Here is a 22,556-nt window from a genome sequence, read left to right as displayed (position 1 = left end):
CTATATTAACCCAGACATTGTATACATGGAGATAAATAAAATGAATAATTATAAACGCGGACTAATAACCGGCATACCAATTGCACTCGGATATCTGTCAGTTTCTTTTACCTTTGGAATTATGGCTGTATCCTTTGGTCTTAGCTGGTGGCAGGCCGTTCTCATATCTATGACAACAGTAACCTCTGCCGGACAGTTTGCAGGAATCGGCATTATGATTCATCCAGGACAGTATATTCAGATGCTTATATCACAGATTACTATTAATATAAGGTACTCTTTCATGTCTATATCAATCGGACAGAAAGCCGACAGCCGTTTCAGTGGCATATACCGCTGGCTTCTCGGTTTCTTTATAACTGATGAAATATTTGCAGTAGCAACTAAAGAAGACGAAATCAAGCGCAGCTACTTTGCAGGACTTGCTACCCTGCCTTATCTGGGCTGGGCATTAGGCACATTTATTGGTGCTATTCTTGGAAATATTCTTCCAGACCGCCTTATGAGTGCTTTAAGTGTTGCAATCTATGGAATGTTCGTTGCCGTGGTTGTTCCAGAGATGAAGAAAGCTCGCCCCGTCCTGATTGTCGTAATCATTGCAATTATACTTAGCTGCTTATTCTACTACATACCGCTTCTTTCTAAAATTTCCAGCGGTATAACAATAACAATTGTTGCTATCACAGCTGCCATTATCGGTTCAATATTCTTTCCGGTATCTGATGAAGCTGATAACAGCAATAATTAATCTTATTGGAGGAACTTATGAAAAACAGTATTTTCTTTATATATCTGCTTATACTTGCAGGCACAACCTACCTTATAAGAGTTATACCTTTCACTGCAATTAAGGAAAAGATTAACAACCGCTTTGTCCGTTCTTTTCTTTATTACATACCTTATGCAGTTCTTACAGCAATGACAATTCCTGCAATATTCTATGCAACCAGCTGGTGGGTTGGTGCAGCTGCAGGACTTTTGACAGCCGTAATATTTGCTTTGAAAGGCAAAGGTCTTACAACTGTTGCTATAGCGTCATGTGTAGCAGTATTTCTTGTTGAACTTATAAGATTCTAATAATTCATAATAGAAATGAAATTGATTTTAATTCTTCTTTCCAATATATGATTCATATAAACTGTAATCACTATTAACAATAAGTTCTTCTGGAAACTGTGTATCTTCTATAACCTTATAGGCTCTGTCAAATTCACATACTCCCTCTTTTATATGTGCATCACTTCCTATAGATATGCAGACTCCTAATTCCTTACATATGTTAAGCATCTTAACATCATTCTCAAAAGCTCCCTGTCTTGGGCCATCCGGATTCAATGATGTATTATTAAGTTCAAGAAGCACATGCTTTTCCTTAGCGGCCTTTACAAGCTTTTCATAATCGACAGGATACCTTGAATCATCAGGGTGTCCTATAATATTAACATATGGATTATCCATTGCTTTAATTAATGCATTCGTATTCTGCTCTATACTTCCGGGCTTGATACATGGAATATGAAGGCTTGCTATTACAACATCACAGCCCTTAAGTCCATATTCTTTAAGATCAATATTTCCATCATAGTCCATAATATTAGCTTCACAACCCATATATATCCTGACACCACATTTTTCTCTTGGAATTATCTTCATATTAGAAAAATATAATATACCTGCGCTTCCCGGCATCTTGGGTGCATGGTCAGTTATCGCAAGGTGCGTAACTCCTATACCTGCTGCGTAAGCTGCCATCTCATCAATTGTGTTATATGCATGACCGCTTACAAGTGTATGAGTATGTGTGTCTATTGTGTATTTCATAATTAAAGCTCCTGATTACCTGTTCTTTCTTTCACATAATTCTCCAGAACATTAACAGTTTTCTCTATTCCCAGAGGACTGCTGTTGATACACATATCATAATATGTTGCATCTCCCCATTTACCTTCTGAGTATCTGTTATGATACTGTTTTCTTGTTCTGTCGTGTCTACGCATTTTAGTATATGCCTCTGATTCGGATAAGTCAAAATGCTCCATAACTCTCTGTATCTTATGCTCCTTATCACCTGTTACAAATACGGATATAAGGCAGTCATAATCCTTAAGTACATTCTCTGAACATCTGCCGACTACTACAAATGATTCTCCGCTCTCAGCTTTCTTACGGATATAATCAAACTGAAACTGGGCAATAATCTCTTCATAAGAATTGGTGTGATTACCTACACGCCTCGACAGGAGACGGTTTCCCGGCTTTTCATCATATTTGTGAAAATCTGACACATCAGCATTCATCTGTTCTGCAATCTCGTCCAACATGCATCTGTCATAAAATGCAAGTCCTAATCTGTCTGCCAGCTTCCTTGCTATCTCATGTCCTCCGCTTCCGAATTCACGACTTATAGAAATAATCAACTGTTCTCCCATAAAACCCCCATTTCTGTACACATTTTGTGCACGAAGAATTAACAATACCTTACAAATATGCACACCATAGATATAAGCACAACTATTATAGTTGCCGGAACAGCTGTGCGACAATACTTACCCCAACCAATCATATAACCATTCTTAGCTGCAACTGATGTTCCGACAACATTAGCAGATGCACCTATAGGTGTTGCACTTCCACCTACATCAGTTCCCATAGAAAGTGCCCACGCAAGAACAGAAAGGTCAACCCCTTGTGTCGCAGCCAGACTCTTAATAACCGGTACCATAGTTGCTGCAAAAGGAATATTATCAATAAGTGCACTTGCAAATGCTGAAATAATAATAATAATTGCAACCATAAGTTTAAGATTACCTTTGCTCACACGGCCTATAAATGCAGCAATAATCTCTAATATTCCCGTCTGTTCAAGCCCACCTACAACGATAAACAGTCCTAAAAAGAACAAAAGTGTTTTATAATCAATAGACTTCAACATATGTAAAGCCTTCCTGCCTGATACAATAAGTGAAAATATTGCTATAACAAGTCCTATAAATGCAACCGTAAGTCCTGTCAGTGCATGCGTTACAAGCAATACAACCGCACACATGAATATAACGCAGCTTAATGCAAAATCCCTTCTGTTCGTAATAGTCTCTGCCGGACTTGGCATAGATTCAGCCAGTTTATCAATATCCGGTGACGATTCCAGTTCTTTTCTATATGCTATAAGAAAATAAACCACAATAAATACCAGACTGATTACTGCAATCAGTCCTGTATGGGTAATAAATGTTGAAAATGAAAAATTAAGTGATGTACCAATAATTATATTAGGCGGATCTCCGCACATTGTTGCCGAGCCGCCCAGATTAGCACAGAATATCTCTGATAAAATCATTGGCACCGGGTTAAACTTTAGCAGCTTGGCAAGCTCAATAGATACAGCTGCAAGAAACAATATAACCGTTATACTGTCTATAAACATAGCCAGTCCAAAAGACATTATCATAAATGTAATAAACAATGCTCTTGTACGATAGTGTACAGCCTTAGCCAGAAGCATACACAGCCATCTGAAAAATCCGGCGGCAGCCATAACCTCAACCATAATCATCATACCCGCAATAAATATAATGGTCGACCAGTTAATCCCTGTTACTGCCTCTTCAGCAGCTCCGGACTGATACCAGAAACCTGATGTAAAAATGCTTCTTAAATTAAGAGTACTAATAACCGCCTCCGGCGACCTCATGATAATTCCAAATACCCCAATCAGCGTCAATGCCCCACATCCAAGCGTCACATAATGCCTCTCTATCTTATCAAGAACTATCAATACAAACATAGAAATGAAAATAATTAATGCCAATACCTGCTCTGCTAACATATTAAATAACCCCCATCACATGTTAAATTAATAACAAACTTTTAACTGTATTATACAAACATATATAACTAATAGCAACATTTTTCCATTTATTCTGTCCTTTATTAATACAAAAAACACCATAAGAATACATTGCATTCGCTTCTTATGGTGCTTCTGTTTTAAATATTATATTGTATCAACAAGTCAACTATTCCAATTACTTAATAAGACTTTCCTTAATCTTAACAACTGCCTTATGGATATTAACAGGCTCATCCATTGTACAATTAGGGCGGTGGATATCATTAGTAAAGTATACTGTAAATTCACCAGGATGTAATGTAACGAACTGCTCATTCTCTACTGTCTCATAAAAGATATTGTCTTTACCAGCTGGCTCTTCACCTGTAACTCCTGGAAGAAGTGGTGCATATCCCTGAACTTCTTTTCCTGTGAAAAGATACTGGATATCAATATAATTTCTGTGACTTTCTGCACGCTTATTCTCAACTGGAGCTGTTGTCTGATCCTGAATAAGAACAAAAATGTTATCTCCATCAAGTTCATATCTTCCTACTGGAAGCTCAGCTGTCTCTGGCTTTGCAAGAAATTCAAGTGCAGTATTAATAGCTGCTGGGTACTGGTAGTTACCTTTTTTTGCATTAAGTGATGCGTAAATCATTATTATTTTACCTCGAATCTGTTAAAATTTTATACACTAAATATATCATTATCGATAAAAAGTTTCAATATTTTTCTTAATATTCAGCCTTTAATGTTCAGCTTTTAATTAAGCCTTTTAATTCATATCTGATTCCACATATGCCTTGTTCAAAATACATTACACCATCTTCTCTACAGCCTTTACCCATGCGTGGTCAGGGTCATCACAAGGTGTAAGCTGTCTTGTATCAACACCTGCCATTACCCAGAGATGAAATCTTCTCATGTTCGTATCTCCTTATAAATAGATTTAATATTATTCTATTATCTCATTGGTGTTGTATCAACAGTTATTTTCAATTTCTATGCACTTCTGGCCAGTCCTCAAATCTTCCGTTCACAACTGCATGCATAATTCTGTCCTTAGTTCCCGGATTTTCTCTATTAATCTGCTCCATAAGCTGCTTGGCATATTCCCTCTTAGTTGAACCATCAACCGGACAGGTGTTCTTAACAACCTTGATTCCCTGATTAATCACAAAATTAGCCACACCCTTTTCCGGCACATACATCATTGGCCGTATAACCGTAACCCCTGCCTCTGGCAGATATGTAACTGGTGGAAATGCGTAAAACCGCCCTTCATATATAAGAGACATTAATGCTGTTTCTATAAAATCGTCCTTATTATGTGCATATGCAATCTTATTGATTCCAAGCTCTCCAAGCCTCTTATACATTGCGCCTTTTCTAAGCTTCGCACACAGTGAACATGGTCTTTCATCTTTATTATCCTCAAAGACAATCTTCGCAATCTCTGTATCAACCTGTTCATATGGCACATTTATACTCTCACAGAACTTCCTCACTCCTGTAAAATCCATTCCCTCAAATCCAACATTACAGTTAATTGCATACAGTTCAAACTTCTTCGGATAAAACCTGTTAAGTATCTTCATTGCATGCAGCAATGCAAGCGAATCCTTGCCACCTGATACTCCAACGGCAATCTTATCGCCTTCCTCTATCATGTTGTAATCTTCTATTGCCTGTCTTATAAGGCTTAATAATTTCTGTTGTTGCATAAAATATATCCTCTGTTGTAAAAAAATAGCCACCATCTCATCTTCAGTATCAACTAAAATCCATTCTCCCTCCCCCGGTTACACTATCATATATTAAATTGTATAATATCCTTATGTGGATTAGTCTGTGACAATCCAACCCTTACTATTTTCCCTTTTATTGGAACAAAATGTGTCTGTAATACTCTCATTGCCATTATCATCTGTTCTTTTTCAAGTTTCTTTCCCAATGTTATGTGTGGAAACCAGTTATATGGTTTGTAACAACGATTAATTGTTACATCTTCTCTTGCAGAAAATATATCATACACCTCATTGGAAAGATGCATTAAATATTCGTCCAGAACAGGTGTAGCATACATAACATACGGCAGAAACTGCCCGATTGAAAATATATTTATCTCTCCTGCACCTATTTTATTAAGCTTCATGAATTCTTCCTTAAGATTATCAGGTTTTCTTGTTTCGAAGCTTGAAATTGTCAGATGCGGAGGAACATTATTCTCAATCATATAAGTATTACCTGTTTCTTTTGCAATATTATCAATTAACCTCTGCAATCCCTTTGTTACATGTTCATCAAAATATGCTGATATAAGATACATATGCCGCCTCATTATTATTAATCACCTATGCCAAACTCTCTGGCAATTCTACATTTATTACTATTTTTCTTTATCTATGTGTGAAGCAATAAATTTCCCAATGATTGCAAGTATCAAAATAGAGACATAAAACCTCGGATCACGATGTTCTCCATATAAAGCAAACCAAATAACGATTGAAAATACCAATATAGTGTATACTGGAAAAAAGAATTTTTTCATAAGTACTACTCCATTATTCGTCAAATCCGAAGTTAGCGATTTCTTTTTCCGGTATTCTCTGTCCCACGGATTTCCTCATGATAGAAATAATCTACGATCACCGGATGTCCCTGCGGGACTCTGCCATAAGGCATTTCATTATCCACAAAGGCACAATCATACTTCTTAGCCATTTTCTCAGCTTTTACTTCAAGTGCTTCAAAGTAGCTGCGGTTATGCTTGTTATAGATCTCGTCGTAAAGTGGTACAAGATCAGGATATTTTCCGGCGATATAATCCATAATTGTCTTTTTGAAACCGCCTCGAAGATTGAGATTTTCGAGCCAGAACAGATCGCACTGGTCCTTTACCCGCTCAAAGATTGCTTCAAAATCCGTGATTCCGGGGAATACCGGGGATACGAAACAGACTGTACGGATACCTGCCTCATATACCTGCTTCATAGCAGCGATACGGTGCTCAATGCTCGAAGCAGAATCCATATCGTTCTTGAAATTTTCATCTAGTGTGTTGATCGACCATGAAACGGTTACACGTCCAAGCTTCTTCAACAGATCAATATCCCGTACCACAAGATCCGACTTTGTGCAGATCAGAATATCTGCGTCACTGCCGATCAGCTGCTCCAGAAATTTTCTGGTATTCCCGAATTGCTCCTCCTGTGGATTGTAGCCATCTGTCACAGAACCGATGACCACCCGCTGTCCGGCATATTTCTTCGGATTTTTAATTTCCGGCCAATGCTTCACATCAAGGAAAGTGCCCCATTCCTCCTTGTGACCGGTAAAGCGCTTCATAAAAGAAGCATAGCAATACTTGCAGGCATGTGTACAGCCCACATAGGGATTGACCGAGTAACCGCCTACCGGCAGACTAGACTTAGTCATGATATTCTTTGTTTCCACCTCACGAATGAGGATTCCATTTATTACTTCTTCCATGATTTCTGTACCTCTAACACTTTATTAAATTCTTCCGGCATTTCCTGAATCATATTTTCATCCCCTATGATAGGGACAAGGTCTTCCTTCATAAACACCGGAATGCCAAGCTTATGTGCCTGGTCCGTCAGAGACCATGCCCATTCCGGCTCCGTATGAATCTTCCTGCTCTGCGCTCCGGTCATGGTGCCGACAACGATCCAATTGATTCCAGAAAGGTCAACTGTGCCGGGATCATCAAATAACGGCTCAAAGGTAACATGGTAATGTTTTGCTCTAACGTTTTTCCGAAGGGCGTCGATACGCCACAGTTCTGCTTTCCTCGTCACCGTAACGCCAAACCATGCGTTTTCCAGATCGGTATCAAAATCCAGCAAATCAGGTCGCTTGGTAAGGAACAGGAACTGATGCTGTGGATTTTCACGGATCTTTGCAAATACCTCGTCTCTCCATTCCGGCTTCCATCCAGAGAGATCGCTCATGCCGGTAAGAAGAAAGTTCTGCGGACGTTTCTTTTCCATCATCTTGAGCTTACCCGGAAAGAATTCAGGGTCAGCGAAATCATCAATCATATGCCAGCGTTTCACGTTGTTGCGGGCATAGCAATATGTACACCCCACTGTGCAGCCAATGACGATATTCATGTTCTGTATCTGATCTTTGATACAAATACTCATGACTTCTGCCACTCCTCAAGATTCTTTCTGATGCGGTCGAGGCATTCCTCAAACTGGGTAATTTCTTCCTCTGAAAAACCTTTGTAGTAAATACTGCCCATCTCATCAGATACAGAATCGTACTCGCCCTTTAAGGCATGTGCTTTCTCAGTCAGAAACAGGAGCGTTTTCCTTTTGTCCGTTTCAGACTGAACACGGCTTATCAGCCCTTGATTTTCCATTCTTTCCAGCATCGTAGTAAGAGATGTTATCGCTAATCCGCATTTAGTCGAGAGTGACCTGATTGAAATACCATCCTTCTGCCACAGCACATAAAGAATACGCCCTTGGGCTCCATTAAACGCATCAATATTCTTTTCACTGAGAATCTTCTCGAAAATCCGGTCTCCAAGCTGTTTTATTTTGGTAACAAGAAATCCTCCATTCATTTCCATACAAAAGCTCCTATATAGTAGTTTATCAAAAACATACTATATAGGAGCTTTATTGTCAAGAGTTTATATGTCTTAATAGGTAAATTCCGTTTTTTTCAATTCTTCAAACTTGAATTGAGATTTCATATATTCAAAGGGATTTAATAACTGTTATATTTTATTATCAAATATCTCTCAAGCCCTTGAAAACACTAAGTTTGTCGCAGGTGAGCTTTCCCTTATTGTTTCCCTTGTATTATATTGTCCCATGAGTTTTTACGAACTCTGATAAGGGAAAAAACAAGGGAAAGAAAATCTTATAAAACAGTATAACACAAAATAAAAGTGACATGGTGAACTGATTGAAATGCTTCTGATTTTTGCAACAAATGATTGATTGAACGATAAGGAGATTTGATACGATGAGAACGATATTTGCAGAATACAATCCACAACGCAACAGCATTGATGTTTATACTTCTGCTGGCTATATGCTCCGCATTGACTGCTGGGAAGCGGAGAAGAATTTAACAACTACTCCCGGATCTGACTGTGCATTAAACGCACTTGCCATTGATGAACCACTTGAGTATGCAAGATTGTATCTTGATGGAACGATGCAAATGTGGATAGATGCGGAAGATTCCTTTTAGGTATACGCAAGAAACGGCGGCTCTGATTTCTCAAAACCGCCGTTAGGATAATAACTTAAAATAGGCGCGCAAAATCACCTGCCCCAGCCAGCGTTTTTTTCTTTCCCCGTAGTCGGGGCAGGTTCATGCGCTATGCAATTATTCTTCTTTAGCTTCTATCAAGCCGATATTTTTTGCTCTGCGTTCCACATAGCAGCATATTTTCCGCCTTTAGCCAGCAATTCATCGTGAGTACCGGCTTCAGCAATCTTTCCGCCAGATACCACAAGGATTTGATCTGCATTTTTGACAATGGAAAGGGTATGAGCAATCATTACCACTGTCTTTTTTTCTTTCAGCAGATTGGCGATGGCCCGCTTTACGGCAAGCTCATTTTCAATATCAAGAGATGCTGTTGCTTCATCCAAAAGTAGGATGGGGCTATTTTTCAGGATAGCGCGGGCTATTGAAATTCGCTGACGCTCACCGCCAGAGAGAAGATTTCCATTCTCGCCAGTCGGCGTATCGTATCCCTTTTCCATCTTGCGGATGAAGCCGTCACAGTTGGCCTCCCGGCAGGCGGCTTCGATTTCCTCATCCGTGGCCTCGGGGCGGGCGTGCCGGATATTCTCACGAATGGTATCATCAAAGAGAAATACATCCTGATCTACCATAGAGATTTGTTCCAGTACACGCTCGGCAGCTATATGGTTTATAGGTTTACCACCAATGGAAATTGTTCCGCCTGTTGCCTCGTAATATTTTGCAATCAAATTCAGAATGGTAGATTTGCCGGAACCGGAGTCCCCGACAATGGCCGTGAGCTTCTGGTCTGGCACTGTAAAGGTGGCGTGTTTCAGCACCGGCTCTCCGGGCACATAGGAAAAGTCCACACTATCGAAGGTAATCTCATGGGTAGCTATCTGAAGCGGCTCCATACTGCCAGTTTCCTCCGGCTCGTTCATTACACCCAGGATTTTGTTTTTGGAGATCATCAGGTTTTTATAACTTGTCAGGTCTACAAAAATAGAGTTTGCCAGCTTTGCACAGAACAGGGGCAGCATACAAATCAAAAGGTAGTCCACCGTGTTCAGTGTCCCTGCGACCCAGGGTGCATAGGCCAGCAAGATAACCAGCGGGCAGGACAGCCAACTCAAAATACCAAAGACCGCACCAATAGGAAGCACTTTTGATTCGTACACAAAGCTGATCCGACAGAACTCCCGCATAGCGTTGATAACGGTTTTATTCTTCAAACCACCTACGCCATAGGCCCGGAAAGTTTGAATACCAGACACATACTCCACAATGCTGCTGACATTCTCTGCACAAATATCATTCTTTTCTTTACCATACTTCCGAACCATACGGAAGGAAAGCCACAGTCCAGGGATCAAAAGCAAGTCGGCAATCAGCAGAATAATTCCGGCAGGCACATAAATGGTCATCACAAAAATAATCAGCATGAGCGAAAGTGCAAAACTCTTTGCCATATCACCGATTTTATGGGTCAGGATTTTTTCATAGTTGTTTACATCGCTTGTGATGGTATTGATATAATCGCCGGTCTGTCCCTGGGTAAACCGGGAAAGCGGGATACGCTTCAAATGGTCGCCCATAAAGAGGCGGGTATTCTTGCTGACCTCTGCACCGCCGATCTGCGCTTTGGTATAGCCATAGCTGTAAATCAAGATACGAAGAAGAAAAACCACCGCGATCACACAGGTCAGAACCAGGACACGGTTCATGTCAAATTGTCCCGACCACAAAAACTGCATGACAGAGTAAAGCAGCATAAACAGGCTGCCGGAGAGAAGCCCTTCCAGAACAGTCCCGCCAACGCCAATATAAAAATTGCGGTTCTTTTTCAATACATCATGCTCACTCATGCTGCTCGCCTCCCTCCAACTGATAAGTAATATTCCGGGCTGTTTCGTAGTCCTCCCACGCCTTCCGATAGTAAGCATTGTTCTTTCGGACTTCCTCATGGGTTCCGACACAGGTAATTGTGTGATTTTCAACCACTGCTACACGCTCGCACATCTTCAACGCGCTCAAACGATGGGCTACCACAATGACAGTCTTTCCCTTACAGAGATTTTGAATGGCTTTGTCAATCTCCATCTGATTTTCCGGGTCAGAGGCGCTTGTGGCCTCGTCTAAGATCAAAATGGGGGCATTCTTCAGGATAGCGCGGGCAATGGCAATCCGCTGTTTTTCACCGCCGGAGAAGCGAGAGCCGAAGCTGCCCACCTTCGTGTCATATCCATCCGGCAAAGACATGATGAAATCATCAATCTGCGCCTCTTTTGCGGCGGTCCGTACTTTTTCCAGAGTGGCGTTACTGCCCATGCGGATATTTTCTAAAACGCTGTCACGGGTCAGGAAGGTCTTTTGGAACACAATGGCGACATTTTTTAGGATAGTATCATAATTAAGTTCCTTTACATTTTTCCCGCCAATCAGCACTTCGCCCTCCTGCACATCATAGAACCGAGAGATCAGCTCAATCACGGTACTTTTACCGGCACCAGACTGTCCCACAAGGGCCATGCGTTCACCATCTTTAATTTTGAGATTAACGCCTTGCAGTACATCGGTCTTGCCATCATAGGAAAACCGAACATTCCGAAGTTCAATATCGTGATTTTGGGGAAAGTCCGCTCCACCCTCATAAATTGGAATATCCAATATCTCTTTGGTCTTAGTAACAGCGTTCAGCACATTGGCAAAATTAGTCCCCAGTTCCTGTAGGGGGCGTATTTCCGTCAGATACATGGAACCTACATAGACGAACAGCAAAAATGCGCTGGCAGCCAGTGAGCCTTTCAGGAAAAACATTCCGCCGATTGGAACCATCATCAACATCCCACATTCGATGATAACAACAAAGGCCGCATAAGGTGGCCCCATGCGCCGGGAAGTTTCATTCCACATGGCGTTTTCTTCCTGGATAGCGTCTGAAAACTTTTGAAACGATTTGCTCCCCATGTTATAGGCTTTAATCAATTTCATGCCGCTGATGTACTCAATCATAACCGAGTTCAGTGTGGTAATGGAGTGATTGGCCCGTTCCATCAGGTCATCCGTATTGCGGAACATCATCCCCATTACAACAACAGCAAGGATCAGCGGAACCAGGGAAATCAATGCCAGAGGAATATTGACGGTCATCAGATAAATAAAGATGACTACCGGCCCCACCAGATAGCACACAAGGTCAGGAAGGTTATGGGCCAGAAACAGCTCCAACTTTTCAATATCTTCATTCAGAACCGTTTTTATGTCCCCGGTGCGCCGTTCATTCAAGGCCCCTAAAGGCGCTCTGGCCATGTGTTCTGCAACCATGCAGCGCACTTTGAAAAGAGCGCCATAGGCCCCTTTGTGGGCTGCTACGCCGGAACAGCCAAACAGGGCAAACCGCAAAGTTACCGCCACTGCAATCATTACCACGGTATGTACAACAAGTTCCTGCGTGCAGGTATGATTGAAGGTGGCGTCCATCAGCCGGTAAATTCCAATGTAAGGGACGATAATGCAAAGACCGCTGACCGCCGATAGAAAAATTGCCAGGAACAGCCAGATTTTTTGCTCACCGGCCCAATGGAGCAGCAAAGCTACTCTGTTTTCTTTTTTCTGTTTCATAGATCACCTCTCCTTTCCATCTGAAACAGAGAACAGCTCTCTCAATTTCGGGAGGGCATCCATTGTAACTGGTACATCATCGGGCATTTCGCCCTCGTCAAAATGCAGGACACGGGAGCAGGTACGGCAGACAAATTCAAAATCGTGGGTGACAATGAAAATGACTTTTCCCATATTGGATAATCGCCGGATCAATCCTGCAACCTGCGTCATACTGTCAAAGTCAAGGCCGCTGGTCGGTTCATCAAATACAAGCAAGTCTTTCCCACAAATCATGCTGACAGCTACAGCTACTCGCTGCTTTTGACCGCCGGAAAGCGTGTTTGGATGTTGTTCTCGATATGGGGAAAGTCCCAGTTCTTCCAAAGTTGCATTTACCAGCGTTTGGTCTGGATTTCGGATGCCAAAGGAACATTCTGCTTCTACGCTGTCAGCGAAAAGCTCATAGTTCACATCCTGCATGACCATATAAGAGCGTTGCAGCCTTTCCTTACGCTCAATCGGCTTGCTTTCCCACAAAAATTGTCCATCGCAGTCTTTGTGAAGCCCACAGAGAGCGCGAGAAAATGTAGTCTTTCCGGCTCCATTGTGGCCGACCACGCCAATCACTTCGCCCTTTCCTGCGGATAAGCCAATATCATGCAAAATGGTTCGCTTCTTGTAACGGAGCGTCACATTCCGTAGCTCTAATACCGGGATAGGGGCAATCGAGTGGGGTTTAGGTGGGAACACCGCCCGAAGATCAACTGCCCGCAGGCCCATGCGTTCACGCTCCTGTTCCGACAGCTGTCGAAATTCTTCCGGGGTATAAATCCCTTTGATTTCTCCTTTTTCCAGATAAACAATTCGGTCGGCCAGTTCCATCAGGTAGTACAGCCGGTGTTCTGCTATCAAAACCGTTTTGCCCTGCTTTTTTATCAGCCGCAAATGCTCTCTCAACTCCTGAATGGAAGTCATATCCAAATTGGAGGACGGTTCATCCAGCAAATAAATCTGTGGGTTCATAGCATAAACAGAAGCGAAGGCGATTTTCTGCTTTTCACCGCCGGACAACTCAAAAATATTCCGGTTCCGCAACTTTTGAATACGCAGATCGTCGGCTGTCTGTTCCACTCGCTCTATCAGCTCTTGTGGAGGACGAGCCTCGTTCTCAATGCCAAAGGCGATCTCGCTGTCTGTGTCCACATTGAAAAACTGTGTCCGTGGATTTTGGAAAACGGAGCCGACCTTAGCGGCAATCTGATACATAGGGATATTGCTGATTTCCTGACCATCTACCAGCACACGGCCATGAAGTTCCCCTTGATAAAATTGAGGAATTAAGCCGTTCACCAGCCGTGTGATCGTTGTCTTTCCGCACCCACTGCGGCCACAGAACAGGACACATTCTCCGTCCGAAATTTTCAAATTGATGTCATGCAGCCCGCCATGTTCCTGCCCCGTATAGGAAAACGATACATTTTCAAACTCAATCAACCAATCACACCTCCCCGCACACATAATTCAAAAATCAGATAAGCTACGGCAACGGCCATAACACCCCAATCGGCAACTCCGCATTTTATCTGGACAAGACAGGTGCGTGGATTGGGATTTTCAATTCCACGAGTGACAGAAGCAACAGAAAGATCATCCGCTGCTTTTGAAGCTGCCATCAACAAAGGCACATAAATACACTCAACCGTCATGCCCGGATGTGCTAAAAAGCCCGCCAGAGAAGGTGAAACATCTCTCATCCGCATAGCGTCCTTGATATATCGCCAGTCCTCTTGAATAGTTGGAATGTACCGCAGCATAACTGCCATAGGAATTACTAACTTTTTGGGTGCGTGGACACGGTTCATAGCAGACAGGAACTCATTGACTTTTGTAGTAGTCAGAACAATCCCAGCCAAGGTTCCGCACGCATAGACCTTATGAAACAATCCTAAAAAGGCAATAAACATTGTCCGCAGCGTGCCTGTCATTTCTGCCATGATCCAAACTGTCAGGACACAGATGACCGCATAAAAGCATACAGCCTTAATGACATATTTCCACTTTCCAAAGAAAGCACCCAATATCGCAATCAGCATAACAAGGACAAATTGATATGCAAGTGAAGGAGCGAACATGGACGATAAAACACATATAAGAATAAGAAAGAGCTTGGCCCGTGGGTCGAGCCAAAGCCCTTTCTTGTGGCGTTTACCGCTCATTCTGTAATACCTGCTTTTTCAAACTGCTTTTTCAGCATTTTGCAGCCTACAAAAGCGCTGATTGCAGATGTAATGATAACAGCAGCGAACATGGCAATCAGGATGCCGGTATTTGCAGTTGCCTGCATGGTGTCGATGTAGCTCTGTTCGGTTCCGTTTCCCAGCATAGTCTGTGCCCAGCCGTTGGGGTCAACAAAGAACACGATATACGAACCAGTGCCGCCGAGGGAGAACAGGATATAAGACAGGCTGTTGAGTTTTTTGCTTTTGTACTGCCCTGCACCAGCAACAAAGTCCGCGACAATCGCCATGATCAGATAGCCCAATGCAAAAGCCCAGTGCATACCGGTCACGAACCAAATAATACCCATGATAACGCCCATTATAGAAAGGCTCCAACGCTTATGTACTTTTGCAATCAGCAAAAGATAAATGGGGCCAGCAAGCAGCCCACCTCCTGCTGGCATGAAAAAAGTAAGTACAGGATTCGTTGCAAAAAAGACACCGCCCACCAATACAAAAACAAATAACAGTGCAGTAAAAATACCTGTTGTTACAAGGTCTTTCACTGTCAGACCTTTGTTCATAGAATTTACTTGATTACTCATTTTGACCTCCTACCTTTCATTGTCTTGACTCGACAAGTGGTTTGTGATATTCTTCGGTTAGATAGTTCTAACCACTGTCTAATACAATACGCATTTATCGAACAACATTCAATAGGTCCCGGCGATGTTCGTCTGTTCCTTTCAAAAGTTCGTCTAATCGTTGCAAAAAGGAGGCGGTCTGTTTTCATGTCTGAAATTATTGACCAGTTTTATACACCGTTGCTGATTAAACACGGTTTTATCCATGACCCAGACAACCAGCAATATGGGGCATTAGGTGACTGCTGGAAACTTTCTCCCGAAGTTGGAGAAGGCTCCTACTGGACTTATGGACAGAAAGACCTATATGATATTAAAATCCACAACTTTTCCTTCCACGAAGATTTCATGTTGGAATGTTCCCTGCCGGAATGTCTGAGTATCACTCGGTATGACTCTATTTCCGGGGAGGAATTATCTCCATACCGTAGGCTGTCTGCCGGTTGTATCAAAACATTTATTGGAGGCTACGCTCCATACAAGGCTTTGATACATAAAAATATTCCAATCCGTTCGGTTGGGATTGAGATTGCACCGGCATATTATGAGGACTACCTGAAAAAACTGTACCCAGAGGCACAGATCAATCCTGTGGATGCATTTCGGAAGATCGACCAAACTTCCGACTTTCCAGAAATGTCACGGTTACTCACAGAAATCAAAGACTATCGCGGGGAAGGGATTGCCGCAAAACTTTTTTATGAGGGTAAAGTCGCAGAAGCTGTTTCAATGGTGGTGGAATATCAGAAGAAACATCCTGATAAACCAGCCCATAAGCTCTCTCAACAGGATATTGAAAATCTCCAAATAGTTGCCGCTTATCTTAGCGATCACTATGCTTTTGATATTCCTCTGGAACGGCTAACACAGATTGCCTGCATGGGAACAACAAAGCTCAAAAGCTGTTTTAAGAAATACTACGACTGCACCATCACGGAATATGTTCAACAGCGGCGCATGAGCCAAGCAGAATATCTGCTGGCATATACAGAGCTGACAGTCGGGCAAGTTGCCCAAACAGTAGGCTATTCCACTTCAAGCCGATTTGCAGAATTATTCCGAAAAAGCACGGGATTGTTGCCACTGGAGTACAGAAAAAACGCACAGCGAAAATAAAATGAGTGCCAGAGGAAACTCTGGCACTCGTGAAATTTTTCACCCACATTCTAGTCGGGCTTAGCCATGTGTGGAATATATACGGAATGCATCGTCAATATTCCACTGCTGCTTGCGGTTGTTACCAAGATAGTGAGAGCTCATCTGAACACAAAGTTTCCATTGCCCTTTTTCGTACCTAAACGAAGTAAGATTTCATGTGCATGCTCATCACTGAATTTTTAGAATAATCTGTCCTAGCACGAAAGTAAATATGAATAGTTTCTAATAGTTTTTTAATAATATCCTCTGGCTTCTTGCCATCCTTTTACATACCACCTAATTCCAACATATACCAGTTGCACCAATAATAAGAGAAATAGCATATTGATCGGCAAGACTGTCTTTATCCAATCTCCAAAGTAGATTGCTATTTCCAGGCTTATAAGTGTTACCAGTATGGTAATCATATCCCAACAGTATTTCTTATATAGCCCTGCAATCTTTATCCCTATAAACGCTACAAGTATTCCCGCACCCACCAGACATCCACCGCAAATCAATATTCTTATCAGCCAGTATATAATTCCGGCAATGACAGGATTGGATATTCCATTACTAATCTGTGCCACATTCTCTCCTATCAGTGCAATCCAGCCAGCAATAGTCTGTGTGAAAGTTCCGATTGCACCAAAGAATATTCTGCAATCAGAAATAAATACCTTTGACTGTATCATCTGAAAAAGAGTAGTTGATGCGGAATACCATATCAGCAGAAACATCAATGCTTCATACATAGCTGTTTTTGCTTTATATCTGCCTGCCATTTTTTCTCTCTGCGTATCATACCTTTCCTTCGCTTTCAGATAAGCTGTCTGGTTACAATTCCTGCACTTTTGATAGAGCACCGACTTTTCAACCGGTATCTCTACTTTTTTCTGATGGGAGAGTGCATAATCCCGTTCCTGTTCTGCCTGTCTTAGCTTATCGCGACATTCCTCTATCATGTCCTTTGCGGTGAGCGTTTTCTCTTTCTCGCTCTGCAATAATTCTTTTGTTTTCCTCAAGTCGTTCTTTAAGGCTTGAATGTTCCCTGCTCTGTTCTCGCTGTTTAACCTCTCGTTCAAGGTCAGCGATTCGTCGAGCTGCACTTTCAGTTTCCTGATAGTCCGGTCTTTCTGGTCGAGTTCTTCCTGCATCTGCTCCGTCAGCATTAGCAGTTCTTCCAGTTGATCGTCGTTCTTTGAGTTTCTTAATTCGTTCATCAATCAACCTTCCTTTCTCTAATTGCTGTTCAAGTTCAGTAATTCGCTGTTCTGTTTCTGCAATAGCCGGTTCTCGCTGTTCAATTTCTGTGCCAATTCCTGCCATTGCTGATTTTCGTCTGTGAGTTTCTGTATCTGGTCTGTCTTTTCTTCCAGAAGCATCAACAGTTCTTCTGTATCCGGTAAGATTTGTAGCAGCTCTGACAATTCTTTCTCTAATTGCTGCAATCGTTCTTCCTGCTCCTGAAAGCACATCAGCTTCTCGTCCTTTTCCTGTATCTCCTGAAGCATCTCTGCCATGATATTCTGCTGTTCCTCTATCTGTGCAATCATTGCTTCCATCATGGGAATTACTTCTTTGCTTTCTTCTAATGTCATTCAACCACTCCTTCCATATTGACAATGCACCGGATACCTTACCAAAGGTTGTGATTACCTTTTGCAGTAGTGCATTTTGTTTTTTAATCATCTGGTTTTCCTCTACCTTCCATGAACCATTCCATATCTGTCCGGTGAGATATTTTTCCTCAATCTTTCTTGCATCCGCACCCTCATGAATCGTAGGGATTTTTAATTTGCCCTGTCTTTCATAAGAGCGGTGGTCAATCTGATTGTCTATGGATAAATGCCGGTTACACATCCCAGCCCATTCGCTTCGCCATAACTCACAATTCTTTGGATTATTCCAGCCGGTAGCATCGGTCAGAACCCGTTTCCATTGTTTTCGGTTTCTTGCCCCGACTTTCTGTACTCCGTTTTCATCAAGTACCGGAATGCGGATTCCATGCCGATCAGGATTTTTCTTATCCTGCCACCAGTCCGGGTGGGATTCATCAACCACGATATTTCCGTCAGTATCTCTGACAAAATCCCAGTCCTTGACTTCTTTGCTGCCCCATGAATGATCCAGATTGAATGGTCGCATGGTTACAAGTAAATGCACATGTGGGTTTCCATCGCCCTTATCGTGTATGCTCCAGTCGACACACATTCCCTTATCCACGAAAGTCTTTTGAATATATTCGGTTGTATAATCAATCTGTTCCTGTCTGCTCCATTCTTTCGGCAGGGAAAATTCAAATGAGCGTCCAAGCTGTGCATCTGCATTTTTTTCTATCTTCAATACCTCATTCCATAGACGCTGTTTCTGAAATGTGATTTTAAACTTTTCCAGTGCGGCATCTTTATCATCCGCTCTTTTATAACGGATAGACTGTTGAAACCTTTTTATATTTTCTTCCGGTACATGCAGCCATTCAGGAGGTGCATTTTCGCACATCATCAGACTGGTGTAGACGACTTCCTTTTTGGAAGTATAGTAACTGATTCTGCCTGTTTCCTCATTCTTCATCACATCTCCATTAAGATATGCCGATGCGGATATGACAGATTTTCCTTTACTGCGCCCGACAATCTTTACTGTAAAGTGAAATATCGCCATGATACGATTCCCCCTTTCTGCCGTATCCGGCATTGATTCCCGACAGCATCTTCTTCTGGTTTGGCAGAAGTGAAGCTGTCGGAACGCCCTCTGCGCAAGAGTGCCCCCTGCGGCATGAGCAGGTCTGGCTGAAAGCCCCGCCGACGGAACGAGCCCGGCAAGCGTAAGCGCAGACCGGTTGCCACTTGTGGCAAACTTATAAGGACGACCTCTGGTTGTCCATAAGTGCGCCCTTCATTCAAAGGCAATGAAGGGAATGGAAAAACCACTCCCTCCGCCATTACACTTCCTCCATATCTGTAAGTGGCTCTTTCTGCATCGCCTTTGAGAAAAACTTTCCGTTTGTTTCCTGCCTTTTTAAGAAGCCTATCAACTTTGGTAAATCTTCCTCCTCAATCGGACAGCCAAGAACTGATTCCACCGCTCCTCCAATCTGACAAAGCCTGTGGGTTCGTTTTTTACTTTCTTCCGCTTTCTTTCTCTTTTCCAGTTCCTTCCGCTGTGCTATGAGCTTTTTTGTAGCTTCAATGCTTTCCTGTTCCTTTTTCTCTAATGCACGTATTCTTTCTTCATAAGTCTTTGTTGATTTCGCCATATCGTCTTCATCCTTTCTTTTTCCGATAAACAACAGTTCCCGGTTGCATATCAGGAGAAGCACATGGTATAATCCTCTTGCGTGTAGGTATATCATGGCTTCGGTCTGATAGAACCTTTGGCGGTTTCGTAGGAAGCCGCCTTTTTAAGTTGCCACATTTCTTGTGACAGCTTTTACATTTCCTTTATCCCTCAGATCACGCCCCTCGTTGGCTTCCATGAACTTTTCCAGAATGTCAGTTTTAATAAGGACTTTTCTTCCGACCTTTAATACCGGAAGCTTCTTCCATTCAACCAGCTTTCTCAAAGTGTTTCTGCCAATTCCTGTATAGTCGGCTGCTTCCTCGATGGATAATGCAATCTTTCTTTCCGTCATCTTGTCACCTCCTTATAAATTGCATTATGCAATTTTTGTTGTGCTGTTAGTATAGCGGTTTTATATTGCGTTGTCAAGCGTTATGAAATTTTAAAATTAATTATTAGATTGCATATTGCAATTATGTAAGGTACATGCTATAATTCATACATACCGAAAAAGGAGGCAATCAGCATGAAAGATAAAGAACTACGCAAGCTGATAGGTAGCAGGGCAAAACAGCGTCGTCTGGAATTAAATCTGACACAGCCTTATGTTGCAGAGAAGATGGGAGTTACAGCTTCCACAATCCTGCGTTATGAGAATGGTTCGATTGACAATACCAAAAAGATGGTGCTGGAAGGTCTTTCGGAAGCACTTCATGTATCTATTGAATGGCTCAAGGGGGAAACCGATGAATACGAAACCGATATTACGGATAAGAAAGAATTACAGATTCGTGATGCAATGGGCGATATTCTCAAACAGTTACCTCTCGACCTTAGTAAAAAGGAAGATGCTTTTTCCAAAGATTTACTGCTGTTGATGTTAAAGCAATATAACCTGTTTCTGGAATCATTCCAGTTTGCCTGCAAGAATTACAAGGGCAACACGAATGAAGCTGATATTGCAAAAGTAATGGGGTTTGAATCGAATGATGAATATAACGAGATTATGTTTCTCCGGGAGATCACCCACACTGTTAATGCCTTTAACGACATGGCAGATATCGTAAGGCTTTATTCCAAGAAACCGGAAATGGCAGAACAAAGGCTTGAAAATCTTTTATCAGAAGTTTTGTATGAGGATTCCGATTCGGTATAGAACGACAACCGGAGTTATGATATACTTACACGCAAGAAGCATTTCATCAGTTCCGATTGTCTGATATCGAAAGGAGACACACGATTATGGCAAAAGGATCTGTAAGAAAAAAAGGAAAGAAATGGTACTACCGCTTCTATGTAGAAGATGCAAGCGGCAATCTGGTTCAGAAAGAATACGCTGGAACAGAAAGTAAAAGTGAAACGGAAAAACTGCTCCGTCAGGCAATGGACGATTACGAAAGCAAGAAATTCATTGCAAAGTCGGAAAATATTACAATTGGAGAATTACTTGATATATGGGCAGAGGAAGAATTAAAGACCGGTACGCTCAGTAATGGGACAGTCCAGAATTACCTCGGTGCCATTACCAACATCAAGAAGCATCCAATTTCAGAGAGAAAGTTGAAAAATGTAACATCTGAGCATTTACAAGCCTTCTTCGATCTGCTTTCCTTTGGTGGCACTTATCCAGATGGTTCAGAAAGAAAAGGTTATAGCAAAGATTACATTCGTTCTTTCTCGGCAGTATTACAGCAGTCATTCCGATTTGCAGTATCACCAAAGCAATATATCACTTTCAATCCCATGCAGTATATTAAACTGAAATACCAGACGGATGAGGTTGACCTGTTTTCCGATGATGACATGGATGGCGATATACAGCCAATTCCACGAGAGGATTATGAAAGACTGATTGAATTTCTACAGAATTACAATCCACCGGCAATACTTCCAATCCAGATAGCTTATTATGCAGGACTTCGTATCGGTGAAGCCTGTGGTCTGGCATGGCAGGATGTGAATCTTGAAGAACAGTGCCTTACAATCAGACGCAGTATCCGATATGATGGTTCAAGGCACAAGAATATCATCGGACCAACCAAACGAAAAAAGGTAAGGATTGTTGATTTTGGAGATACACTGGCAGAGATTCTTCGCAATGCCCGAAAGGAACAACTTAAAAACCGAATGCAGTACGGAGAACTTTACCACAAAAACTACTACAGAGAAGTAAAAGACAAAAACAGAGTTTACTATGAGTTCTATCATCTGGACGGAACAGAGAATGTTCCAGAAGATTATAAGGAAATATCCTTTGTCTGCTTAAGACCGGATGGAAGTTTGGAACTGCCAAGCACGTTAGGAATTGTTTGCAGGAAGATTGCTCAGAAACTGGATGGATTTGAAGGATTTCATTTTCACCAGTTGCGACACACCTACACAAGCAACCTTCTGGCAAATGGAGCAGCACCAAAGGATGTGCAGGAACTGTTAGGGCACTCAGATGTCAGTACCACCATGAATGTCTATGCACACTCTACAAGAAAAGCCAAGCAGGAATCTGCAAGGTTACTTGATAAAGTGGCAGGCAATGACTAAATAAAACTTTCCCTTATTTCCCTTACGATTATCTCATAAGGGCAAAAATAAGGGAAAATACAT

25 protein-coding genes are annotated in these 22,556 nt (G+C 42.0%); 6 read left to right on the top strand and 19 right to left on the bottom strand.

What is annotated here, in order from left to right; translation table 11 throughout:
• Positions 1-40: 40 nt before the first annotated feature.
• Both GKE48_RS04125 and GKE48_RS04120 read left to right on the top strand, forming a co-directional pair.
• Positions 41-748 (top strand): AzlC family ABC transporter permease, encoded by a 708-nt coding sequence (locus GKE48_RS04125; RefSeq protein WP_022098841.1) that lies wholly within the window; start codon positions 41-43, stop codon positions 746-748.
• Between the two features lie 17 nt (positions 749-765).
• Positions 766-1,077: an AzlD domain-containing protein gene (locus tag GKE48_RS04120; RefSeq protein ID WP_012740891.1), complete on the top strand. Its 312-nt coding sequence runs from the start codon at positions 766-768 to the stop codon at positions 1,075-1,077.
• 27 nt (positions 1,078-1,104) lie between these two features.
• On the opposite strand, the gene GKE48_RS04115 is transcribed toward GKE48_RS04120, so the two are convergent.
• The 9 genes from GKE48_RS04115 to GKE48_RS04070 form a co-directional block, all read right to left on the bottom strand.
• Positions 1,105-1,821, bottom strand: a complete 717-nt coding sequence (locus tag GKE48_RS04115) for a phosphatase (RefSeq protein ID WP_154300493.1) — start codon at positions 1,819-1,821, stop codon at positions 1,105-1,107.
• A gap of 2 nt (positions 1,822-1,823) precedes the next feature.
• The gene (locus GKE48_RS04110; RefSeq protein ID WP_173016884.1) at positions 1,824-2,429 is read right to left on the bottom strand and encodes a cytidylate kinase-like family protein; all 606 of its coding nucleotides are present in this window, start codon (positions 2,427-2,429) and stop codon (positions 1,824-1,826) included.
• 38 nt (positions 2,430-2,467) lie between these two features.
• Complete coding sequence (locus GKE48_RS04105; RefSeq protein WP_055214565.1) at positions 2,468-3,826, bottom strand: ArsB/NhaD family transporter; 1,359 nt, start codon at positions 3,824-3,826, stop codon at positions 2,468-2,470.
• Between the two features lie 199 nt (positions 3,827-4,025).
• Positions 4,026-4,490 (bottom strand): NanQ anomerase/TabA/YiaL family protein, encoded by a 465-nt coding sequence (locus GKE48_RS04100; protein WP_012740895.1) that lies wholly within the window; start codon positions 4,488-4,490, stop codon positions 4,026-4,028.
• A 337-nt stretch (positions 4,491-4,827) separates the two neighbouring features.
• Entirely contained in the window at positions 4,828-5,556 is a 729-nt protein-coding gene (locus tag GKE48_RS04090) for a tRNA 2-thiocytidine biosynthesis TtcA family protein (RefSeq protein ID WP_154300491.1), read from the bottom strand.
• 86 nt (positions 5,557-5,642) lie between these two features.
• Positions 5,643-6,161, bottom strand: coding sequence for a 2'-5' RNA ligase family protein (locus GKE48_RS04085; RefSeq protein ID WP_022098834.1), 519 nt, complete (start codon positions 6,159-6,161; stop codon positions 5,643-5,645).
• 254 nt (positions 6,162-6,415) lie between these two features.
• Complete coding sequence (locus GKE48_RS04080; protein ID WP_154300490.1) at positions 6,416-7,324, bottom strand: radical SAM mobile pair protein B; 909 nt, start codon at positions 7,322-7,324, stop codon at positions 6,416-6,418.
• Entirely contained in the window at positions 7,312-8,001 is a 690-nt protein-coding gene (locus GKE48_RS04075; RefSeq protein ID WP_055182530.1) for a radical SAM mobile pair protein A, read from the bottom strand. Before GKE48_RS04075 ends, GKE48_RS04080 begins: the two co-directional genes overlap by 13 nt.
• Entirely contained in the window at positions 7,998-8,435 is a 438-nt protein-coding gene (locus GKE48_RS04070) for a radical SAM mobile pair system MarR family transcriptional regulator (protein WP_055214579.1), read from the bottom strand. Before GKE48_RS04070 ends, GKE48_RS04075 begins: the two co-directional genes overlap by 4 nt.
• 401 nt (positions 8,436-8,836) lie before the next feature.
• Here GKE48_RS04070 and GKE48_RS04065 point away from each other — a divergent pair, with 401 nt between their 5' ends.
• Entirely contained in the window at positions 8,837-9,067 is a 231-nt protein-coding gene (locus tag GKE48_RS04065) for a DUF6061 family protein (RefSeq protein ID WP_009203541.1), read from the top strand.
• Positions 9,068-9,225: 158 nt separating this feature from the next.
• Here the strand turns inward: GKE48_RS04065 and GKE48_RS04060 are convergent, their stop codons facing one another.
• The 5 genes from GKE48_RS04060 to GKE48_RS04040 are packed head-to-tail and all read right to left on the bottom strand — an operon-like array spanning position 9,226 to position 15,497.
• Positions 9,226-10,935 (bottom strand): ABC transporter ATP-binding protein, encoded by a 1,710-nt coding sequence (locus tag GKE48_RS04060; protein WP_015518392.1) that lies wholly within the window; start codon positions 10,933-10,935, stop codon positions 9,226-9,228.
• The gene (locus GKE48_RS04055; RefSeq protein WP_014078545.1) at positions 10,928-12,691 is read right to left on the bottom strand and encodes an ABC transporter ATP-binding protein; all 1,764 of its coding nucleotides are present in this window, start codon (positions 12,689-12,691) and stop codon (positions 10,928-10,930) included. The genes GKE48_RS04060 and GKE48_RS04055 overlap by 8 nt, the downstream gene beginning before the upstream one ends.
• Before the next feature lie 3 nt (positions 12,692-12,694).
• Positions 12,695-14,167, bottom strand: coding sequence for an ABC transporter ATP-binding protein (locus GKE48_RS04050; RefSeq protein ID WP_007705900.1), 1,473 nt, complete (start codon positions 14,165-14,167; stop codon positions 12,695-12,697).
• Positions 14,164-14,889, bottom strand: coding sequence for an energy-coupling factor transporter transmembrane component T (locus tag GKE48_RS04045; RefSeq protein WP_015518390.1), 726 nt, complete (start codon positions 14,887-14,889; stop codon positions 14,164-14,166). Before GKE48_RS04045 ends, GKE48_RS04050 begins: the two co-directional genes overlap by 4 nt.
• A complete protein-coding gene (locus GKE48_RS04040; protein ID WP_009272640.1) occupies positions 14,886-15,497 on the bottom strand; it encodes an MptD family putative ECF transporter S component in 612 nt (203 codons plus the stop codon). Before GKE48_RS04040 ends, GKE48_RS04045 begins: the two co-directional genes overlap by 4 nt.
• Before the next feature lie 186 nt (positions 15,498-15,683).
• Between GKE48_RS04040 and GKE48_RS04035 the strand changes: the two genes are divergently transcribed.
• Positions 15,684-16,652, top strand: coding sequence for an AraC family transcriptional regulator (locus GKE48_RS04035; RefSeq protein WP_015518388.1), 969 nt, complete (start codon positions 15,684-15,686; stop codon positions 16,650-16,652).
• Positions 16,653-16,927: 275 nt separating this feature from the next.
• On the opposite strand, the gene GKE48_RS04030 is transcribed toward GKE48_RS04035, so the two are convergent.
• From GKE48_RS04030 to GKE48_RS04010, 5 genes are all read right to left on the bottom strand, one after another.
• Positions 16,928-17,638: a DUF6040 family protein gene (locus GKE48_RS04030; protein ID WP_154300489.1), complete on the bottom strand. Its 711-nt coding sequence runs from the start codon at positions 17,636-17,638 to the stop codon at positions 16,928-16,930.
• Positions 17,616-19,337 carry a MobA/MobL family protein gene (locus GKE48_RS04025; RefSeq protein WP_154300488.1) on the bottom strand — a complete coding sequence of 574 codons (1,722 nt, stop codon included), beginning with the start codon at positions 19,335-19,337 and terminating at the stop codon, positions 17,616-17,618. Before GKE48_RS04025 ends, GKE48_RS04030 begins: the two co-directional genes overlap by 23 nt.
• Complete coding sequence (locus GKE48_RS04020; protein WP_005345966.1) at positions 19,313-19,618, bottom strand: hypothetical protein; 306 nt, start codon at positions 19,616-19,618, stop codon at positions 19,313-19,315. Before GKE48_RS04020 ends, GKE48_RS04025 begins: the two co-directional genes overlap by 25 nt.
• The gene (locus GKE48_RS04015; RefSeq protein WP_014080633.1) at positions 19,618-19,932 is read right to left on the bottom strand and encodes a hypothetical protein; all 315 of its coding nucleotides are present in this window, start codon (positions 19,930-19,932) and stop codon (positions 19,618-19,620) included. The genes GKE48_RS04020 and GKE48_RS04015 overlap by 1 nt, the downstream gene beginning before the upstream one ends.
• Positions 19,933-20,076: 144 nt before the next feature.
• On the bottom strand, positions 20,077-20,307 hold the full coding sequence (locus tag GKE48_RS04010) for a helix-turn-helix domain-containing protein (protein WP_003505382.1): 231 nt from the start codon (positions 20,305-20,307) through the stop codon (positions 20,077-20,079).
• A 174-nt stretch (positions 20,308-20,481) separates the two neighbouring features.
• Between GKE48_RS04010 and GKE48_RS04005 the strand changes: the two genes are divergently transcribed.
• Together GKE48_RS04005 and GKE48_RS04000 are read left to right on the top strand one after the other, a co-directional pair.
• Entirely contained in the window at positions 20,482-21,111 is a 630-nt protein-coding gene (locus GKE48_RS04005) for a helix-turn-helix domain-containing protein (protein WP_015518384.1), read from the top strand.
• A gap of 86 nt (positions 21,112-21,197) precedes the next feature.
• A complete protein-coding gene (locus GKE48_RS04000; RefSeq protein ID WP_154300487.1) occupies positions 21,198-22,493 on the top strand; it encodes a tyrosine-type recombinase/integrase in 1,296 nt (431 codons plus the stop codon).
• Positions 22,494-22,556 lie beyond the last annotated feature (63 nt).

Source organism: Lachnospira eligens (assembly GCF_009680455.1).
Taxonomy (GTDB): domain Bacteria; phylum Bacillota; class Clostridia; order Lachnospirales; family Lachnospiraceae; genus Lachnospira; species Lachnospira eligens_A.
This window is presented reverse-complemented; position numbering and strand designations above follow the sequence as displayed.

Excerpts from the sequence above, each read along its gene's own strand:
- GKE48_RS04115 (WP_154300493.1), bottom strand. The coding sequence starts at position 1,821 with ATGAAATACACAATAGACACACATACTCATACACTTGTAAGCGGTCAT.
- GKE48_RS04030 (WP_154300489.1), bottom strand. The coding sequence starts at position 17,638 with ATGATAGAGGAATGTCGCGATAAGCTAAGACAGGCAGAACAGGAACGG.
- GKE48_RS04085 (WP_022098834.1), bottom strand. The coding sequence starts at position 6,161 with ATGTATCTTATATCAGCATATTTTGATGAACATGTAACAAAGGGATTG.
- GKE48_RS04065 (WP_009203541.1), top strand. The coding sequence starts at position 8,837 with ATGAGAACGATATTTGCAGAATACAATCCACAACGCAACAGCATTGAT.
- GKE48_RS04040 (WP_009272640.1), bottom strand. The coding sequence starts at position 15,497 with ATGAGTAATCAAGTAAATTCTATGAACAAAGGTCTGACAGTGAAAGAC.
- GKE48_RS04015 (WP_014080633.1), bottom strand. The coding sequence starts at position 19,932 with ATGGCGAAATCAACAAAGACTTATGAAGAAAGAATACGTGCATTAGAG.
- GKE48_RS04080 (WP_154300490.1), bottom strand. The coding sequence starts at position 7,324 with ATGGAAGAAGTAATAAATGGAATCCTCATTCGTGAGGTGGAAACAAAG.
- GKE48_RS04060 (WP_015518392.1), bottom strand. The coding sequence starts at position 10,935 with ATGAGTGAGCATGATGTATTGAAAAAGAACCGCAATTTTTATATTGGC.
- GKE48_RS04035 (WP_015518388.1), top strand. The coding sequence starts at position 15,684 with ATGTCTGAAATTATTGACCAGTTTTATACACCGTTGCTGATTAAACAC.
- GKE48_RS04010 (WP_003505382.1), bottom strand. The coding sequence starts at position 20,307 with ATGACGGAAAGAAAGATTGCATTATCCATCGAGGAAGCAGCCGACTAT.
- GKE48_RS04020 (WP_005345966.1), bottom strand. The coding sequence starts at position 19,618 with ATGGCGGAGGGAGTGGTTTTTCCATTCCCTTCATTGCCTTTGAATGAA.
- GKE48_RS04000 (WP_154300487.1), top strand. The coding sequence starts at position 21,198 with ATGGCAAAAGGATCTGTAAGAAAAAAAGGAAAGAAATGGTACTACCGC.
- GKE48_RS04055 (WP_014078545.1), bottom strand. The coding sequence starts at position 12,691 with ATGAAACAGAAAAAAGAAAACAGAGTAGCTTTGCTGCTCCATTGGGCC.
- GKE48_RS04045 (WP_015518390.1), bottom strand. The coding sequence starts at position 14,889 with ATGAGCGGTAAACGCCACAAGAAAGGGCTTTGGCTCGACCCACGGGCC.
- GKE48_RS04005 (WP_015518384.1), top strand. The coding sequence starts at position 20,482 with ATGAAAGATAAAGAACTACGCAAGCTGATAGGTAGCAGGGCAAAACAG.
- GKE48_RS04070 (WP_055214579.1), bottom strand. The coding sequence starts at position 8,435 with ATGGAAATGAATGGAGGATTTCTTGTTACCAAAATAAAACAGCTTGGA.
- GKE48_RS04125 (WP_022098841.1), top strand. The coding sequence starts at position 41 with ATGAATAATTATAAACGCGGACTAATAACCGGCATACCAATTGCACTC.
- GKE48_RS04120 (WP_012740891.1), top strand. The coding sequence starts at position 766 with ATGAAAAACAGTATTTTCTTTATATATCTGCTTATACTTGCAGGCACA.
- GKE48_RS04100 (WP_012740895.1), bottom strand. The coding sequence starts at position 4,490 with ATGATTTACGCATCACTTAATGCAAAAAAAGGTAACTACCAGTACCCA.
- GKE48_RS04025 (WP_154300488.1), bottom strand. The coding sequence starts at position 19,337 with ATGGCGATATTTCACTTTACAGTAAAGATTGTCGGGCGCAGTAAAGGA.
- GKE48_RS04075 (WP_055182530.1), bottom strand. The coding sequence starts at position 8,001 with ATGAGTATTTGTATCAAAGATCAGATACAGAACATGAATATCGTCATT.
- GKE48_RS04090 (WP_154300491.1), bottom strand. The coding sequence starts at position 5,556 with ATGCAACAACAGAAATTATTAAGCCTTATAAGACAGGCAATAGAAGAT.
- GKE48_RS04110 (WP_173016884.1), bottom strand. The coding sequence starts at position 2,429 with ATGGGAGAACAGTTGATTATTTCTATAAGTCGTGAATTCGGAAGCGGA.
- GKE48_RS04105 (WP_055214565.1), bottom strand. The coding sequence starts at position 3,826 with ATGTTAGCAGAGCAGGTATTGGCATTAATTATTTTCATTTCTATGTTT.